The 19049-nt window shown below is 40.8% G+C and carries 15 protein-coding genes, 1 tRNA gene and 1 pseudogene; 11 read left to right on the top strand and 6 right to left on the bottom strand.

The window, feature by feature from the left end; translation table 11 throughout:
* Window positions 1–115: 115 nt before the first annotated feature.
* A pseudogene (locus DWX23_RS08595) lies at window positions 116–3121 on the top strand (SusC/RagA family TonB-linked outer membrane protein); the annotation flags it as partial.
* A 17-nt stretch (window positions 3122–3138) separates the two neighbouring features.
* Window positions 3139–4701, top strand: a complete 1563-nt coding sequence (locus DWX23_RS08590) for a SusD/RagB family nutrient-binding outer membrane lipoprotein (RefSeq protein ID WP_122353118.1) — start codon at window positions 3139–3141, stop codon at window positions 4699–4701.
* 126 nt (window positions 4702–4827) lie between these two features.
* On the opposite strand, the gene DWX23_RS08585 is transcribed toward DWX23_RS08590, so the two are convergent.
* From DWX23_RS08585 to DWX23_RS08575, 3 genes are read right to left on the bottom strand one after another with little or no spacing between them, the layout of a single operon-like run.
* Window positions 4828–6288 carry a PD40 domain-containing protein gene (locus DWX23_RS08585; RefSeq protein ID WP_122374186.1) on the bottom strand — a complete coding sequence of 487 codons (1461 nt, stop codon included), beginning with the start codon at window positions 6286–6288 and terminating at the stop codon, window positions 4828–4830.
* Between the two features lie 12 nt (window positions 6289–6300).
* Window positions 6301–8052: a DUF6057 family protein gene (locus DWX23_RS08580; RefSeq protein ID WP_122374159.1), complete on the bottom strand. Its 1752-nt coding sequence runs from the start codon at window positions 8050–8052 to the stop codon at window positions 6301–6303.
* 12 nt (window positions 8053–8064) lie between these two features.
* Window positions 8065–9510, bottom strand: coding sequence for an ATP-binding cassette domain-containing protein (locus tag DWX23_RS08575; RefSeq protein WP_122374158.1), 1446 nt, complete (start codon window positions 9508–9510; stop codon window positions 8065–8067).
* A gap of 444 nt (window positions 9511–9954) precedes the next feature.
* Between DWX23_RS08575 and DWX23_RS08570 the strand changes: the two genes are divergently transcribed.
* Window positions 9955–10620: a DUF1080 domain-containing protein gene (locus DWX23_RS08570; RefSeq protein ID WP_122374185.1), complete on the top strand. Its 666-nt coding sequence runs from the start codon at window positions 9955–9957 to the stop codon at window positions 10618–10620.
* Window positions 10621–10660: 40 nt separating this feature from the next.
* On the opposite strand, the gene argB is transcribed toward DWX23_RS08570, so the two are convergent.
* A complete protein-coding gene (gene argB / locus DWX23_RS08565; RefSeq protein ID WP_122374157.1) occupies window positions 10661–11434 on the bottom strand; it encodes an acetylglutamate kinase in 774 nt (257 codons plus the stop codon).
* Window positions 11435–11504: 70 nt separating this feature from the next.
* Here argB and DWX23_RS08560 point away from each other — a divergent pair.
* The 8 genes from DWX23_RS08560 to DWX23_RS08525 all read left to right on the top strand — a co-directional run bounded on the left by DWX23_RS08560 (window position 11505) and on the right by DWX23_RS08525 (window position 16258).
* Window positions 11505–11577 (top strand) — tRNA-Gly (locus DWX23_RS08560).
* 216 nt (window positions 11578–11793) lie between these two features.
* A complete protein-coding gene (gene nhaD / locus DWX23_RS08555; RefSeq protein ID WP_122374156.1) occupies window positions 11794–13224 on the top strand; it encodes a sodium:proton antiporter NhaD in 1431 nt (476 codons plus the stop codon).
* Between the two features lie 18 nt (window positions 13225–13242).
* The gene (locus DWX23_RS08550; protein WP_122374155.1) at window positions 13243–13905 is read left to right on the top strand and encodes an MgtC/SapB family protein; all 663 of its coding nucleotides are present in this window, start codon (window positions 13243–13245) and stop codon (window positions 13903–13905) included.
* Window positions 13906–13969: 64 nt separating this feature from the next.
* Window positions 13970–14605, top strand: coding sequence for a hypothetical protein (locus DWX23_RS08545; RefSeq protein WP_122353088.1), 636 nt, complete (start codon window positions 13970–13972; stop codon window positions 14603–14605).
* An 11-nt stretch (window positions 14606–14616) separates the two neighbouring features.
* Window positions 14617–14973: an arsenate reductase family protein gene (locus DWX23_RS08540; RefSeq protein ID WP_122374154.1), complete on the top strand. Its 357-nt coding sequence runs from the start codon at window positions 14617–14619 to the stop codon at window positions 14971–14973.
* An 8-nt stretch (window positions 14974–14981) separates the two neighbouring features.
* The gene (locus DWX23_RS08535; protein ID WP_122374153.1) at window positions 14982–15296 is read left to right on the top strand and encodes a cupin domain-containing protein; all 315 of its coding nucleotides are present in this window, start codon (window positions 14982–14984) and stop codon (window positions 15294–15296) included.
* A gap of 23 nt (window positions 15297–15319) precedes the next feature.
* Window positions 15320–15670, top strand: a complete 351-nt coding sequence (locus DWX23_RS08530) for a DUF3795 domain-containing protein (protein ID WP_199673249.1) — start codon at window positions 15320–15322, stop codon at window positions 15668–15670.
* Window positions 15671–15682: 12 nt separating this feature from the next.
* A complete protein-coding gene (locus tag DWX23_RS08525; protein ID WP_122374151.1) occupies window positions 15683–16258 on the top strand; it encodes a uracil-DNA glycosylase family protein in 576 nt (191 codons plus the stop codon).
* Between the two features lie 41 nt (window positions 16259–16299).
* Here DWX23_RS08525 and DWX23_RS08520 read toward each other — a convergent pair whose 3' ends face one another.
* Window positions 16300–17538, bottom strand: a complete 1239-nt coding sequence (locus DWX23_RS08520; RefSeq protein ID WP_199673247.1) for a hypothetical protein — start codon at window positions 17536–17538, stop codon at window positions 16300–16302.
* A 77-nt stretch (window positions 17539–17615) separates the two neighbouring features.
* Window positions 17616–19043, bottom strand: coding sequence for a RagB/SusD family nutrient uptake outer membrane protein (locus tag DWX23_RS08515; protein ID WP_122374150.1), 1428 nt, complete (start codon window positions 19041–19043; stop codon window positions 17616–17618).
* Window positions 19044–19049: the final 6 nt, after the last annotated feature.

Raw genomic sequence — 19049 nt, 5'->3', positions numbered from 1 at the left:
TAAAATACACTTTCGGTTTAATAATAAATCTCTAACAAATGTATTTTCCATATTAATAAACAAATAATACATAAACACATAACACGCTATTAATCAATAGTTTAATAGCGAGCATAGTTCTGCAAAGACTCTGGTAATTTCCTACGTAGGTATGAAAAGCCAAGAAGTCGCTGTTCAACCAGTTCTAAACATCAGACTAACGTCTGATACTCAAAACCTTTCTGAAATCGTTGTTACAGCGATGGGGATTTCCAAAGAGAAAAAAGCGTTAGGATATGCTGTGCAAGACGTGAAATCCGAAGAATTGACTCAAGCAGCAAATACAAACTTAGCCGGAGCTTTACAAGGAAAGGTTTCAGGTATTGATATTGCACCGTCTTCCGGTATGCCTGGTGCATCATCCAAAATCACTATTCGTGGTTCACGTTCTTTCACCGGAGATAATACTCCATTATATGTCATAGATGGTATGCCTATCGCCTCTACATCCGATGTGAACACAGATAACATGAATACAGGAAGTGTTGCCGGTACTGACTATGCAAACCGTGCAGTCGACCTAGACCCGAATGATATTGAAAGTATCAATATCCTGAAAGGACAAGCAGCATCAGCATTGTATGGTATGCGTGCCTCCAATGGTGTGATCGTCATCACAACAAAAAGTGGTAGAGGGGCAAAGAAAGGTAAACCGCAAGTTTCCTTCAGTACAAATGTAGCTTTTGATAAAATCGCAACATTACCTGAATTACAAAGTGAATTTGCACAAGGTACAACAGGAAATTTCAATCCGTATTCAGGTTTCAGTTGGGGACCTAAAATTTCAGATTTAGCAAACGATCCCGTTTACGGTGGTAATGTTCAGAACGCATACACCAAAGACGGTTTACACCAAGGTCAATATTATGTGGCTCAACGTGCTGCCGCCGGTTTAGACCCCTGGGCAACGCCTCAGGCATATAATAATGCAAAAGATTTTTACAATACAGGTGTAACCTGGAGTAACTCGGTAAACGTTGCACAGGCTTTCGATAAAGGAAACTACGCATTCTCGTTAGGTAATACCCATTCAGACGGTATCGTACCGTCAACAGGCATGAACCGTTACAATGCCAAATTATCAGGTGAAGCCAAATTACACGAAAACTGGACAACAGGTTTCACTGGTAATTTTGTAACATCAAAAATAAAAAAACAAGGTACAGCCAACGATGGTGTCACAGCAACCGTATATACTGCACCTATCAGTTATAATATGGCCGGAATTCCTGCACATATCGAAGGCGATCCATATACACAAAATACTTTCCGCGAAGGTTGGATTGACGATGCAAACTGGGCCGTCGACAACAACTCTTTTACCGAACGTTCACAACGCTTTTTCGGAAATGCATTCTTAAAATATTCAACTAAATTCAATACCGAGGATCATAAACTGGATATCAAATACCAACTTGGAGACGATGCCTATACAACAAGCTATCTTGATATTTATGGTTATGGAAGTACAGGTACAGGAACGGGATTAGGCTATGCCCGTGATTATGGTTTTACCGTAAATGAAATGAACTCTCTATTGACTTTCACCTACAACTGGCATATTAATGATGATTTCAATTTTGATGCCTTACTGGGTAATGAGTTAGTTGACAAACGCATCAAAGATACGATGGCAGAAGGATATAACTTCAACTTTCCGGGATGGAATCATCTGAACAATGCTTCTGTATATAGCTCATCAGCTTCTTATTCCAGAAAACGTACAGTCGGTAATTTTGCGAGCCTGTCATTAGCCTGGAAAAACATGTTGTATTTTAATGTAACAGGACGTAATGATATCGTATCGTCTATGCCACGTGGCAACCGTTCTTTCTTCTATCCGTCAGTATCTTTAGGATGGGTATTCACAGAACTAGAACCGCTGAAAAACGATATCCTGACATTTGGTAAAATACGTGCATCATACGCAGAAGTAGGTATGGCAGGTGAATATGTGCCGACATATTATTACACACCCGGATATGGCGGCGGTTTCTTCCAGGGCACTCCCATCATGTATCCTTTGAATGGTGTCATGTCGTATATTCCTTATTATGTCGTTTATGATCCTAATCTGAAACCTCAGAATACAAAATCATACGAAATCGGTGCCGATCTTACATTCCTGAATGGCTTATTCTCTTTGAATTATACATTCTCCAGACAAAATGTAACGGATCAGATATTTGAAGTTCCATTGGCTGGTTCGACCGGTTCAAGCAGTATGATGATGAACGGTGGTAAAATGCACTCAAACGTACATGAACTCACACTCGGAATTTCTCCTGTTGATACAAAAGACTTCAAGCTTGATTTTGCATTCAACTTCTCCAAAATAGACAACTATGTAGACGAGCTGGCTCCTGGAGTAGAAAGCATTATGTTGGGCGGATTCGTAACTCCACAGGTACGTGCCGGTATCAAAGATAAGTTCCCGGTAGTATATGGTGTAAGCTACTTACGCAACGAAGCCGGACAAATTGTAGTCGATGAAAACGGTATGCCGCAGGCTGGTGAAGAAGCCGTGATCGGAAAAGTGTCTCCAGACTTCCGTCTAGGTTTCAGTACAACCATAGAACTTTATAAGTTCCGTCTATCAGCAGTATTCGACTGGAAACAGGGAGGTCAGATGTATAGCGGTACAGCCGGAGAGCAAAACTTCTATGGCGTTAGCCAACTGTCTGCCGACTATCGTAAAAACGGGTTCACTTTTGGAAAAAACTCAGTAAAAGAGGTTAAAGACGCTAGTGGAAATGTAACCGGATATGCACCGAATGATATCCATGTTTCCGGAGAAAATGCAGAAACTTATTTCCGTACGGTAAGAGGTATAGACGAAGCCTATATTTATGACAACTCATTCCTGAAATTACGCGAAATAGCATTAAGTTATCCGGTTTATAACAAGAATAACCTGAATGTAAACGTAAATGTATTTGCACGTAATATCATTGTTTGGTCTGAAATAAAAGGATTCGATCCTGAAGCGACATTAGGTAATAATAATATGGCCGGAGCATTTGAACGTTTCTCTCTTCCGGGAACTTCCAGCTACGGATTCGGTGTCAATGTGAAATTCTAATAGTTAAAGAAATGAATATGAAAACAATTATAGGTTCCTTAAAAACTTTGACTGTCGTATCTTTCTCCCTGATATTTTCCGCCTGTTCAGAAGATATCATGGATAATATCAACAAAGATACCAGCCATACAAACAGTGTAGAAGGCAAATTCATCATGACAGATGTTATTACTTCTACTGCTTTTTCTAATGTAGGAGGAGACTTCAATACTTATTTCTCATCTTATATTGAATATGAAGTAGGTATCGACAACCAATTATACAATGCAGAAACTCGCCTAAACGAACCGTCTGCCGCATCTACATTCAATAATATCTGGAGTGGAACATATACCTCTTTGAAGAATGCACGTATAATTATCAATCAGTGTAACGAAGGTGGCCGCGACGAAGGAAATTATATTACTAAAGGTGCTGCAGAAGTTATGGCTGCTTATAACTCTGCATTATTAACCGATATGTTTGGTGATACGCCTTATAGTGAAGCTGCCGTTGTCGACGAAAACGGTTCTCCACTGTACATGACTCCTAAAATCGATAAACAGGAAGAAATTTATGCAACAATAATGACATTATTGGATGATGCGATCGTCAACCTGCAAAAAGAAGATCTCTCCCCACTAGGAAACTACGATTTACTTTACGGTGGCGATGCCGGAAAATGGTTGAAATTTGCTTATGGTCTGAAAGCTCGTTATACAATGCGTTTACTCAACCGCTCATCCGACAAGGATGGAGATCTGAAAAAAGTATTAGAATACACAGCTAAATCATTTTCTTCTGCAGCGGACCAGGCAGCCTTTGCTGTCTATGATGTAAACAACATCAACCCATTCTACGGATTTTTTGCATCACGTGCAGCTTTTGCAAACAGTGAAAGTTTAGGTGCAAAACTTAGCGAACGCAAAGATCCGCGTTTTACCCGTGTTATGTTATCTCCGACTCAAGGAGGAAAGCGTATTCAGGTTACCGGAGCTTCCGATCCCAATTATGTTCCTGCTCCTAATGGTACTCCGGAACAAAATATGCAAAAATATGGTGTTTCAGCATTTGTTTATTCAGGAACAGCTCCCACTTTATTATTAAGTTTCCATGAAATAAAATTCCTGGAAGCGGAAGCTCTTAGCCGCTTAAACCGTACATCGGAAGCAGAAGCTGCATTAAAAGAAGCTGTGTCAAGTGCTATTCTTAATACGGAAAACAGTGTAGCTTCGGCTATCACTACATTAGGTTCAAACATAACTGTTACATCACAAGCTTTGACGGAAGAAGCAGCCAACAGTTATTTTGAAGCAAATGTGAAACCGCTGTTTGCTATCGATCCTTTAAAAGAAGTTATGTTGCAAAAATATTTCGCTTTCTGGGGAGCTTCCGGAGAAGCCACAGAATCTTTCAACGATGTACGTCGTTTAAAAGCAGAAGGTAAAGATTTCTATGCATTCAAGAACACAAAAAAATTCCCAATCCGTTGTCCTTACGGAAATAGTGACACATCTGCTAACCCGGAAGTAAAAGCTGCCTATGGAGATGGTCAATATATTTACTCAGAACAAGTTTGGTGGGCTGGCGGAAATAGATAATGTAAAAACATAAATTATATATTCACTAAAAATAAAACCGGTAAACTTCAGATTGACCATCTGGTTTACCGGTTTTATTTTTCCGACTTATTTATATTCAGTAATTACTTCTACAGGAATAAATCTTTATTTCGCAAACTTCACATCGATACCTTTATCTTCCTTAGCCTTTAATCCCAGGACTCTCCCTCCTACTTTCACCTTTCCGGTAATGAATTCCGGAATATTATAGGACATCATAAAACGGTCATAAAATCCGGTATCTTTTTGAGGCAGCAGAAAAGGTTTACAAGCCTTTCCGTTTTCATCTATATAAGCTATATAAGGGCGGGTATATAATCCGTCTATCCGGCGGCTGCTGAAGATAACCCAACGGCTGTTACTGCTCCAGGAATGATAACTCTCTACATCATCGCTATTCAAAATATCCAACGGTACACTTTCTCCGGTTGACAAATCAGCCATATACAGATCGGCATCTTTATGCCAAATAGAAAAATTACCATATCCGGATACTGTATACATTACATGTTTTCCATCCGGAGATACACGAGGGAAAGAAGCACTTTGCCCTGAAACAGTCGCATTATATAAAGTATCGACTACCGAACCGAAACTCCGAGTTTCAGGATCAAACCCGATAGAACACAAATTATATTTCACCTCGGAATATTCTTTCGGAATAGGACGTGCGGCAGCCGTACAGAAATAAAGTGTCTTTCCATCCGGAGAAAACGTTGGGAAAGTTTCAAAAGCATCCTTCGAGAATAATTTGGCCGTGGTGACAATTTCATGTTTCACCACGTCATATACAACCACGTCGGAAGCCTCATCGAACACTTCTATACGGTTCCTGTCATTTGCATGGAACCCCTGTTTGGTCTTGTTTACGGAAAATGCCACATACTTTCCGGAAGGATGCCAGGACGGATATACCAAAGATGAAATCGTTTGCTCCGTTTTCGTATTCAGTTTCTCGATCTTATCCCCATCTATCAGGATCGTTCCCGGATATGTTTCACGCATATGGAACAACATCTTATCCGGATTTTGCATACAGAACGAATGACAATTCACACAGTTTCTGCCGCTCATTTTATTCTCGATGATCGGAGTCTCCGTATAGCTCTCCAGGTCACGCTGATAAAGTCCCATCTTGTTCCATAAAGTATATCCCGGAGCAATCAGGCGGTAAGCGATGTAAGGATCGACCGGTTCTGCTGCCACGCTCCATTTGACAGGCGCATATTCCAGCCATTTCCCTTTTTCTTTCACCCGGACAACCACCTCAACCTCATTTCCTGCAGCAGACGATAAAAGCCTCTTCCATTTAGAGGTTGGGAAAACAAATTGGTTATCCTTTGACTTCACTTCAATCCGCTGGTCAGAGTATAACAAAACAACCTGAGCATCCTCCATAGAATCCTTCAAAGAAAAATTCAAAGGAGCAATATTAGCAGGTATTGTTATATCGGCATAATCCGGAACGATGGCAGGCTTTCTATCCAATGTTTCACTAACCTGAACCGAATCCGAACATGAAAAAAACAAGGCCAGCAACGCTATATATTTATAATTTCCATTCATATCCCACATCTTTTATTTGAACATAAAATAAAACCAGTAAGTATCTCCGTAGGCCCTTCTCATCAGTCCGGGCAACGCATTTTTATTATTCCGGTTTGCCAGTACCTGTTTTTTATATTCAGCAAAACGTTGCATGACAGACGGAGAAATATCGAAACGTTTCCAGTAATCCGGTTCCGCTTCCGATAAAGTAATCACAGCTTCCTGGAAAGACTTAGGCAATGAAGGAAGAACATCCGTTCCGTAATAAGTCTCCAGCATATTTTTGAAACCATCCATATTTTTTGCCAACAAATAAAGAGCACCCAGATACTCGATAGCCGCTTTCTTTTCCGGATTAGCCTCTGCTACCATACACAGATCTTTTTCCATATAGTTGATCTCGGAAAGATAATTTTCCTTCGGCAGGCTTTTACGCATTGAACCCAACACGGAGTCTTGCTCCACCGCGGTATCGTTATATAAAAACTTCCGGTGATCGTCAGCCCATTTTTTATAATAAATCGTATTCACCAATATATTCAGATACTTCTCCGCAACCGGATATTCACCATAAATAAGGTTTGTCTGGACCAGCCTTTTCAGCATTCGCGGGTTACCCTCTCCGATTGCAGTCGCGTAAGCTTCAAAAGCCATCTCCTGCGCCATTGCCGAATTACCCATAGCAAAAGCAATATCACTTAACAAAGAAGATATCTGCTCTGTTTTATTCCAGCCGACCATCAGCCCCTGGGGACCTCTCTGGTCGAAACTAAACATACGATCGGCCAACTCCCCTTTCTGTGCCAAAGCCAGATTCAGATAACACATATTCAGATAATTCGTCAGCGTACCTTTGTTAGCATCCAGAATTTTATCCCATTGTTCCGTTCTTGCGTAATAATCCAACTCTTTTACTTTAGCCGACTTCTTATCTCCGTATTCCGGTATTCCCCACCAACATAATACGCATAAAAGAGCTAACTGTAAAACACCTCCTGCTATCCATATTTTCTTGCCGGCCGCTTTCTTTCTTTTTCTCAGCAGAAAAGCCAGAATAAGAATTAAAGGGAACGAAATCCATGAATAATAGATAACCGTTTTGGGTTCCAGTGCCGTATGATAATAAGCATCCGGCAAAAAGGCAAAACGATACTCTCCCAACAGAGCGAAATAGACACTGCAAACACCACATAAAAGTCCCAACAGAACGGACAACGAAGACCAATAGAACTTCGGGGTTTTATTCAGGAACTCATAAATCAAGACAGATAAAGCGAACAAACATGCCACAGCTCCCGCCAGCCCATAAAGCAACGGTGTTGCAACAATCTCCACGATCATCCGCCATTTATTATCTGATATACGTAAGCACAAATAGAAGGCCAAAAGCATCAAATTGAATGCTATTGTTCCGAAAGCCAGATAATTAAAATCAAAATGCAGGAACATGAGCAAAATGACCGGAATCAGATAAAGCAAGAAGAAATCCGTATCCGGAACGATCCGGCGGACAATTCCCCTCATACCCATTCCCGTTAATAACAGTAATGCAGCCGTTATCCCTGCTCCGGCATACGGATACCTAAAGAACTGCACTAAAAATTCAGATAAGGTTAACGCAAATCCGCCCGGCATAGCCAGTTTACCGCAGATATAGTCGCCGGTAAACTGAAACAACTGGCTTTGTTCAATAAAAAAGAAATGGAATCGACTGTATTCCTGTAAGAAAATGAACAAAGCAGCCAATATAACCAACCAGAAAGCTGTAATTTTCAATTTCATGGTTTTATGATTTTAAGCATGTTTAATCAATTCGAAGCGTTTATCGACACACGATGGTAACTCATGCGGATAATGGGTCACATAAATCAATGTCTTTCCCGGACGTGTACAGAACTGCTCGATCACACGTGCCGCTTTTCGTTTATTACTGATATCCAATCCGTGCAACGGTTCATCCAGGATGATCAAATCCGGGTCTTTCACAAAAGCCCGTGCCAGTAGAGCCAATCGCTGTTCGCCGGAAGATAACGTCAGGAACGAACGGTCTTTCAACTCTTCAATTCCAAAAATACGCATCCATGTCAAAGCCACAGTCTGTTGCTCTTCCGTACATTTGCGATACAAACCGATAGAATCAAAAAATCCGGAACCGACGATATTCAATGTCGGAACATTCTCCATATAAAACAGATGCATCTCCGGAGAAACATACCCGATCCTTTTCTTTATATCCCAGATACTTTCACCAGAACCCCGCTTCCGGTCAAACAAATAGATCGTATTTGCATAAGATTGCGGGTTATCTGCATAGATCAAACTTAATAAAGTGGATTTTCCTGCTCCGTTGGGTCCGAATAAAGCCCATTTCTCCCCGTTCTTCACTTCCCAATCCAGTTCTTTCAGGATCGTGCGACTACCATATTTTATAGAAACATGTTCCATACGGAACGTAACCTCATGTACAGATGGGGCTTTTTCCGATACGGGCAACGATAGATCATCCGGATGACCGGGGAACAAATGTGCCTGCAATTCCTTATCCGCCATAAAATCAACACGTGTCTGCGGTCGATAAGGCTTCCGGTTATGTATGGGAAGTACGTGGGTTATCATCTCCGGAATATCATCAGGATTCGACAACAACAGAATAACCTGCACATTATCCAGTTTAGCCATTTGTTGCAACAGGTTTACCAATACGTCACGAGAAGCAGCATCCAAACCGATAAAAGGATTATCCAAGATCAAAATACGCGGATGATTCAGCAAAGAGCGGACAATAAGGAATTTACGTAACTCCCCACTGGAAAGAAAAATAAGTTTTTTAGGCAGTAAGTCTTCAATACCGAAGAAAGAAAGTACCTGATGCAGATCATCCGTACCCGAATGATCCTTCAATATTTCTTCCACAGTCGGCACTTCGTCCGTTTCTGTCGAGTGCCAACGCTGCTGATAATAAGTATTCCGGCAATCTGCTAATGAATAGATATCCTTAAATGCTATACTTTTGATCAAATTGCTAATTTTATCATCGTAACCGAAAGTCACTTCTCCCTCTTTCAAAGCAAACTTACGTTGCATCAGGTCGGCAATCAAGGTTTTTCCCGAACCGTTGGGTCCTACTATTGCCCACTGTTCCCCTTCATTGACCGTCCAGCTGAAAGGTTCAGCAAAACGCAGCTCCGGCAAACGGGTTACTACATTATTTATATAAACTATCGCTTTATTCTTTTCCATTGTTCTTAATTTGTACCCCCAAAGGTAAATAGTTTATTTATAAAATTAAACATACCGGAATAAAAGGAGTCTCCAAATGAAAAGGGATCACTCATCCCGAGCAATCCCTTATTATATATACAGGCCTGGTATGTCTATGAAATTCTTACAAATTAGTTATTATAATGCCTGTAATTTCCCTACTCAACTTTATAAATCAATTCAATATATCTTGATCGTATGTACGATTTTTCACATTTAATTCAATCTGTAGACTCCAGCCTTTACGAAACAAAAGTAATAAAATAAAAGAAAAAGACAATAGAAAACTATACTTTTTACTTTTACTCCCTTAGTTTGCTATTAATCAAAAGCTCGGATTAAAATATCAACATTTTTTCTCACTTATTGAAACAGATTATCTATCTTTGGAATCCTAATTTATTTTATATTAAAATCAATAACATGAAACGACTTTTTTATTTCTCAATTCTCTTTCTGGGTATCATCAGTACCCTCAGTGTTTCTGCTTCCGACAACAAATGGAAACCTTTATTCGGCGAAAACCTTTCTGATGCCAGCTACAACCCGGAGGTCTGGAGTATGACAGACGGTGTACTTGCAGCCGTTCAGGACGAATCCATCTGGACAAAGACCGAATATGAAAATTTTGAACTGGATCTGGATTTCAAAACCGATGTAGGAACTAATAGTGGTGTCGTTATATATTGCACAGACACCAAAGACTGGATTCCCAACTCCGTAGAAATACAGATTGCCGACGACCATTGTGAAAAATGGGGTAATGGAAAACCGTATGAAAAATGCGGAGCCATTTACGGTCATTTAGGTGCCAAGCAAGATAAAGTGGTGAAAAAGCCCGGTGTATGGAATCACATGCGCATTAAATGTGCCGGACAACGCATAACTGTAATACTGAATGGTAAGAAGGTAACGGAAATGGATATGAGTAAATGGACTTCCGGAACGGTAAATCCGGATGGAAGCGAAATCCCAAGCTGGTTACCCAAACCTTTTGCTGAACTTCCGACAAAAGGATATATCGGATTACAAGGAAAGCATGGCGACTCCCTGATCTGGTTCCGCAATGTAAAAGTAAGAAGTTTATAATAAGAAAGAGGAAAGCTAAACGGCTTTCCTCTTTTTATTTTCAATATACCTTTGTTCCTTTTCCCTGATGAATTTCTGATGCTTGTGTAATGATAACTTCTTTCACACCGGCATCGATAGCCTGGAAAGAGTTTTCCAGTTTCGGGATCATACCTCCCTGTATCACGCCCTCTTCTACCAGTCGTTTAAAAGCTGCACGGTCTAATTCCGGGATAACGCTCTCATCATCATTCTCATCTCTCAGCACTCCTTTTTTCTCGAAACAGAATACCAAAGTCACATCAAAATGCTTTGCCAGTGCTTTTGCAGCCTCTCCGGCAATCGTATCGGCATTCGTATTCAGCATATGTCCTTGCTTGTCATGGGTTAACGGAGCCAACACCGGAACAATCCCCTGGTGAATAAGAGAAGCTAATAAATCGGCATTCACTTCTTTCACATCTCCCACGAAACCATAGTCGACCTCAGCAACCGGGCGTTTCTCTGAACGCATCAGATTCATATCGGCTCCGGTCAAGCCCAGTGCATTTACATTTAAAGCCTGCAAACCGGCAACAATATTCTTATTAACCAGACCGCCGTACACCATTGTTACGACTTTCAGCGTTTCGGCATCCGTCACTCTGCGTCCATTCACCATTTTACTTTCGATACCCAGCTGCCCGGCTAATTTAGTAGCAGAGCGTCCTCCACCATGTACCAACGCCTTAAAACCTTCTATTTGAGAGAAATCACGAAGCAAATTTTTCAAAGTTTCTTCTTCTTCCACAATTTTCCCGCCGACCTTGATAAGCGTAAGCTTTTCTTTCTTCATATTCGATAAAATATTTTTGCGTCAAAGTTACTAAAAAAAGAAAAGATTTAATACTTTTGCATCGTTCAACGCGGTAGTAGCTCAGTTGGTAGAGCATTAGCTTCCCAAGCTAAGGGTCACGAGTTCGAGTCTCGCTTACCGCTCACAATCAAATAGGAGGAAAACGAAGCTGTTTTCTTCCTATTTTTTTGTAAGCATCCGACATAATACAAGCATTCGAATATTCCATCCGTTCAATACAGTCTATCTCCAAATAGCGCAAGTCAATAAAAACAATTCATTCCAAATGAGTGTTAGTTGTATATTATTCCTACATTTGCAACAGTTAACTAAAATTAAAAAGAAAAAGAAGAATTGCTATGTTGACAGTAATGATTTTTGTTTTTTTAATTGGATATCTATGTATCGCTTTAGAGCATCCATTAAAAGTAAACAAAGCCGGAACAGCCTTATTAACAGGCACTATACTTTGGGTTTTATACACATTTGCAGCGCCAGATCTGATCCCACTCGCTTCTGCGGAAGAGTTCAAAGAGTTTTTGAATGCTTATCCTGCCATAGCAGAACTTCCCTTCGTGGAACAATGCACCCGTTTTGTCGTAGAACATCAGGTACTGGACAGTATTGGAGAAATTGCAGAGACATTGATCTTTCTGATCGGTGCTATGATCACTGTCGAGTTGATAGATGCCCACGGAGGTTTCATGTTTATTACAAACCGCATTACAACCAATCAAAAAAAGAAATTATTACTATTGATCGCAGGTATCACTTTCTTCATGTCTGCCATACTCGATAACCTGACTACCTCCATCGTTATGGTTATGCTAATGCGGAAACTACTTGGCAACTACAAAGAACGCTGGGTATTCGGCAGCGTTATTATTATCGCAGCAAACAGCGGCGGCGCCTGGTCACCTATCGGAGACGTGACAACGATCATGCTTTGGGTAAGGGGAAATATATCTTCTTCCTCAACCATTCCTCATCTGATTTTACCGAGTCTGGTATCAGCTTTGGTTCCCGTATTGATCATGATGCGCTTTTTACACGGAAAAGTCACTCCCCCCAATGCATTCGTCGATAATGAAAATAACGAATTGCTGAAAGAATTAAGAACAAAAGAAAAATTATCCATATTAATATTGGGCATATTATGCCTCATATTCGTACCTGTATTTAAAACAGTCACTCATTTACCTCCATTCATGGGGATCCTGATGGGAGTCGGTATTTTATGGGTATACACAGAATTAATGTATAGACGGAATATCGTAAATGAAGATATAAAGTTACGCCTGTCAAAAATAGTCCGCCGGATAGACGGGGCTACATTATTATTTTTCCTCGGAATCCTTCTGGCAGTCGATGCCCTCCGTTGCAGTGGCGTACTGACTGATTTTGCATTCTGGCTGGATGAAACAGTAGGAAATGTATATGCAGTTAACCTGATCATCGGAACATTATCGGCAGTCGTAGATAACGTACCGCTGGTAGCCGGAGCGATCGGTATGTACCCGGTAGCGAATGAGGCTATGATCGCTACGGCCGCAGACCCGGCTTACATGGCAAACTTCGTTATGGACGGAACTTTCTGGCAATTCCTGGCCTATTGTGCCGGTGTCGGTGGAAGCATGCTGATCATCGGTTCAGCAGCCGGTGTCGTTGTTATGGGGCTCGAACGTATCAATTTTATTTGGTATCTCAAAAATATTTCGTTACTTGCACTACTTGGATATTTGGCAGGAGCAGGAGTTTATATTCTTCAACATGTAATATTGGGATTATAATAAAAGGAGGACACTAGTATGTTATGGGATTTTATTCTGAGATTATTCATTGCAGGTATTCTCGGAGCCGTAGTTGGTCTCGACCGGGAATACAGGGCTAAAGAGGCCGGCTATCGTACACACTTCCTCGTATCGCTGGGAAGTGCCCTGATCATGATCGTGTCTCAATATGGTTTTCAGCAAATTATACAGGAAAGTAGCGTATCACTCGACCCGAGCCGTGTAGCAGCACAGGTGGTAAGCGGTATCGGTTTCATCGGGGCCGGAACGATTATCATACAAAAACAGTTTGTACGCGGTCTGACCACTGCTGCCGGAATATGGGCTACAGCCGGGATCGGGCTTGCGATAGGTGCCGGAATGTATGGCATCGGTGTTGCAGCGACTATCCTGACGTTAATGGGATTAGAATTGTTAAGTTACATCTTTAAAAGTCTGGGAATGAAAAGCTCGATGATCATTTTCTCCACCAATGAGAAAGAGATCATAAGCAAAGTAACGCATGTGCTGAACGACAAAGGCTATTTACTTATCTCCTATCAAATGGAAAAAGTCAGTCATTCAGATGTGGATACTTTCATTGTCACACTGGTCATTAAAGCCAAGAAAAGTACGGATGATAACCAATTATTGCTCTTTATGGAAGAAATTCCGGAAGTAACTATCGAGAGAATTGAATAGAATGGTTGAAACGGGGACAAGTTTTAGTATATTTGTCCCCGTAATCATTATATAACAAATACACATGAACATAATTTCTAAACTTTTCAAGAAAGAAAAAGAGGAAACAGAAGCATCGTCAAAAGGTAGCGTAGAAGAATTTGTATCGCTTATCCGCGTTTATTATCAAGCCGTAATGGCCGTTCAACTGGGTATTACCAATATCAATATGCTATCGGATATGGCCCTTTTTAAACGGATGCTGAAAATCCCGACACAAAATAACAAACCAGGTATTGCTGAAAAGTCACGGGTCCGTAAGATACTGATGCAAGACTACGGTATGAAAGAAAGTTTCTTCAAAGAAATAGATGCGTCGGTAAAAAAGAACTGCAAGTCGCAGAACGATATCAAATCGTACTTTTTCCTTTTCCAGGGATTCTGTAACGATCTGTTCTCTTTGCTGGACAATCTGATGCAATGGAAGTTCCGTTTCTCGATGTTGGTAAAAAAATTGTTATACAACCAAACGGCGAAAACGATTCATGAGATCGTAACCCGTTCGGAATGGAAAGAGGTCAGCGTTCAGAAAACGGCATGGAGCATCCGTAAATACAAAGAAACATTAGGCTATTCGGAAGAATGGATGACGGATTTTGTTTACAATGTCGTCCTGTTAGCCAAAGAAGATGCTAAGAACCAGCGTAAGAAAGACAAATAAATTCAAGAAATATGAAATATCTATTTTTAGAATATCCTAAATGCGGAACCTGCCGGAATGCAAAGAAATGGCTGGATGAACACAAGGTTTCTTACGAAGACCGGCATATCATCGATCAGAATCCATCTGTCGAAGAATTGACCGAATGGATAGAACGCAGCCAATTACCATTGAAGAATTTCTTTAATACGAGTGGATTGGTCTATAAAGCAATGCAGTTGAAAGACAAATTGCCGTCCATGAGCGAAAAAGAGCAGATCGAATTGCTGGCTTCCGATGGAAAACTGATCAAACGCCCTTTGCTGGTGAGCGAAAACCAGGTTCTGGTCGGTTTTAAAGTTGCGGAATGGGAAGAATCCGTTAAATAGCAAAGTATATGAAAGAGTTCATCACCCCTCCGGATCATATTCATTTCCTGGCAAAAAAGCTATTTGCAGACTGCGGGGAAATTATCGACGGTTCTATTGCCTATCTGGAAAAAGGCGGTGGTGGACCTGCTTCTTTACATACTCACGAGCATAATCATCTGTTCATTGTGGTCAGCGGGCAAGCCAGAGTTGAACTCGATGGCGAGGTCAGGATCGTAGATGCAAACGAATCGTTTCTCGTAAATGGCCATATTCCCCATTCGGTATGGAATAATATCGACGGTACGACGGTCATGATCGGTATTTCTGTAAAAGCTAAATAATCATCTTATCTGTCATAGTATATATGGAAAACTTTACGTATCTACCAAGTGCGGAATATGTTGCTGCTTGCGGACTATATTGCGGTGCCTGCCGTAAATTTGTGAAAGGAGAATGTCCCGGATGCAAAGCGAATAATAAAGCGGAATGGTGCAAAATACGGGCTTGCAACATTGAACACAATTGTAAGAGTTGTGCCGATTGCACAATCAGTTCGATCGACGAATGCAAGAAGTTCAACAACTTCATTGGAAAAATATTTTCTATCCTCTTCCGCTCCGACCGTTCGGCCTGCATCAGAAGAATACAGGCAATAGGCTATGATGCCTTTGCAGAAGAGATGCATACAAAAAAACAACAAACTATAAAACGATAATTTTATACCCCGATGGTTTCTGAATTACACCCGTTAGGCTTCTTCCTTCCCGAGCAGACCAAACTGCTGATGCTGGGTAGTTTTCCACCTCCCATGCCACGTTGGTCCATGAATTTCTACTACCCGAATATCCAGAATGACATGTGGCGTATTCTCGGATTGCTATTTTATAATGACAAGGAATACTTCCTGGAAAGCAGAAAAGCGTTCAGCGAAGAAAAGGCCAAGCAGTTCTGTCTGGAAAAAGGGATCGGTATCGGTGATACGGCTATGGAGATCATCCGGTTAAAGAACAATGCTTCCGACAACTTCCTGCAAGTCATCAAACCGATTAACCCGGAAGAAGTCTTATCGCAAATACCGGCATGCAAAGCGATTGTCGTTACAGGACAGAAAGCGATGGATACACTCCTGTCGGTTCTACCTCCGACAGAAGAGCCAAAAGTCGGCAGCTACTCGACTTTCACCTTACTGGACCGGACATTCAGATTGTACCGGATGCCATCATCCTCACGCGCTTATCCCAAACCGCTGGAAGAGAAAGCGGCGGTTTACAGGGGTATGTTTGAGGAACTTGAAATGCTTTAAAATACAATGATCGTATCTTTTGCGAGATACGATCATCGATTTCAACGTTCACTGGCTTTCCAATAAGCAGCAACATGAAAGATAATTCCACAACCAGATAAATGGGAATAATCCATAGCAGACATGACATCATGTAAAATGCTTTTTTCATCATTTGCCAATACAGGATCGTTTGCCATAAAAACAACCAATGCAGACTCTCCCGCTTCTCTCACAATATGCCAGATATTCCGATATTCACCCCAGCGAGGAATCCTGTATCCATTTTGCGTATGCCATTCTTTTACAAATCTCCAGTCGGGTCCCAGCATAGACAATTCGGTTTTATCAATTTTATTTATTTCTTTCAGGCAATAAACAGAACGCTCAAAAGCTAATTTACCAACTCTTTCAATAAGCTTATGCAATCGTTGCTGTAACGAAGGTTCTGTTTCCAAATCTGACAACAAATCAAATGAATACATCATTTGAAGATATACATAAGCAGAATAATTGTTCCCTATCCTTTCCGATTGTTCAATAGCCTCATGTATATAACTCCTATACAGATCATAATATTTCCTGTTTTGAGTGACATGCCATGCCGCAGCATAAAACATCGGTAAACGCGCAGCTTCATGAGGGGCAACATTCCACATCCGACAAATACCTAAAGGACATTGTTTCCCATCGGCCCGCAAAAAGTCATAATTATTATCCGATACGACATTCTTATGCATTCTTTCGGCAATATCTGCCAGAATAGAACAGACAAGTTGTTTCCCGTCCTCATCGGCCAACGGACTGTCATAATATTTCCATAATCCATGTACACAATGGGTATATTGATCTCTGGAAGAGTTATAATAAAAACTTTTACCATCTTCCGTACAAACACCACGAGCAACAAAACCTGTAAAACCCGGTATTAAAGAACAACGTTTCAGACCATCCAATAATTGGGATGCACGTTCTTTCAGGTCCTCTTCCTTTGTTTGTCCGTATATATCGGCCAGTGTCCCCAACATAGTTCCCGTCAGAATCACACAATCTTCCATACCCGTTCCATATCCACACGGATTCGGATATTGCCGGTTAACCTCCTCCCGGGTCGGCAAATGAGACAGTTCCTTTCCTTTTTCATAACTACTTATATAGTCATAAAAAAGATGTGTACCGGTATCATAAAACCGTTTCCATGATGCCGCCCATGCCTCTTCAATAACTGAATAATCAAGTACCTTTTCTCCTTTTACTGTCAGTGGTAAAAAGAAAAAAACAACTAAAAATAAGCTTCTCATTCTATTTCTTTTATAATCAAGGTATACCAAACTCTAACCTAAACGATAAAGAAGATATTCAGCATACCTTAACAAGGTTAATAACCCGGATTCTGATCCTTCACCGGATCAATAGCCTTATTATAGTTAGTCTCTATAACCGGAATAGCCCAAAGAAGCATAGAGGTATCCAAATCTATCCCTTCTGACATCTTTATGGTTTCAACAGCTTTTTCTGTCCGCAACAGATCCAGCCACCTTTTACATTCCAGAATCATTTCATATCCTCTCTCCTGAAGTACCAGTTCAGAAAATGAGTTAACATTGTAATCTGATAATTTGAAATCCACCGGAGATTCTATTTCCGAGTTATAACCATATCCACGGCGATGTACCTTATTCACACATTCCATTACTTCTGCCGTAGGTCCGCCATTTGCCCAATTGGCAGCTTCCGCATAAATCAACAACACTTCGGGATAACGATAGATCGGCCAGTCATTTGAGGAACCGGTCGTACCGTTCGGATCGATATATTTCTTGAAAAGCATCGTATTATCTCCTAAACCGATATCCCAGAGATAAAAATTATGCTGTTTTCTCAAATCTCTATCATCCCAATTTTTATAAAAATAATTATTGGTTGTCGAATAAAAAGAATACCAGTTATTACCATAAGGCTTATAACCATCTCCGTTTATATGGAAAAAGTTCATCAGTTCCCATCCCTTCTGATCCGTATATTTAAAATAGAAAATTTCTTCTGAGGTAGTCAGGATATCGGCGCCATATATCTTTTCAAAATCATCCGGTTCTGAAACCTGTACCAAAGAATATTTACCTGAATCAATAACCTCTTTTGCCTTATCACGGGCATTCTCCCATTTTTTTAATGTCAGATACACATCAGCCAGCAAGGTTTTTGCCGTCCATTTGGAGGGAGTCCCCAATAAGCGAGGATTATCCGGTAAATGCTCTTCCGCATATTCCAGATCACTAAGGATCAGCTCATAGATATCTTCAACCGATGCTCTGGGAAGCTCGATAACATCCATCGTTTCCTCTGTACGAAGAGGTACTCCAGCCCATAAACGTACCAATGCAAAATAATCGAAAGCTCTCAGGAATTTTGCCTCAGCCATAAACTGCGCTTTCTTTTCTTCCGATATTTTAGTTCCGCCAGGTGTATTTTTGATAACCACATTTGCATTTCGGATCGATAAATAAAGTGCAGTCCACACATGCCCCATATTAGTAATATTAGCAGTACTGAAACCCTTGTACTCGCTGATAGTTGCCAAACTGCCTTTTCCGTAAACATTATCCGGACACGCTTCCAGCAATGTAAAATAAGATGTAAATTTACTACCGTGTATCGGCTCATATACTCCATTTAAGGCAGCAGCTATTTCTTCAGCCGTATTATAAAACGTTTCACTGGCGATTGCCTTGGGATTTTCCTCCAGCATATCATCGCACCCGGAGAAAAACATCAAAACGATTATTGTATATATAAAATTTCTCATCGTATT

This window comes from Parabacteroides sp. AF18-52 (genome assembly GCF_003479145.1).
In the GTDB taxonomy this organism is placed as follows: domain Bacteria; phylum Bacteroidota; class Bacteroidia; order Bacteroidales; family Tannerellaceae; genus Parabacteroides; species Parabacteroides faecis.
Note: the sequence above shows the minus strand (reverse complement) of the source record. Positions and strands in the feature narration are given on the sequence as shown.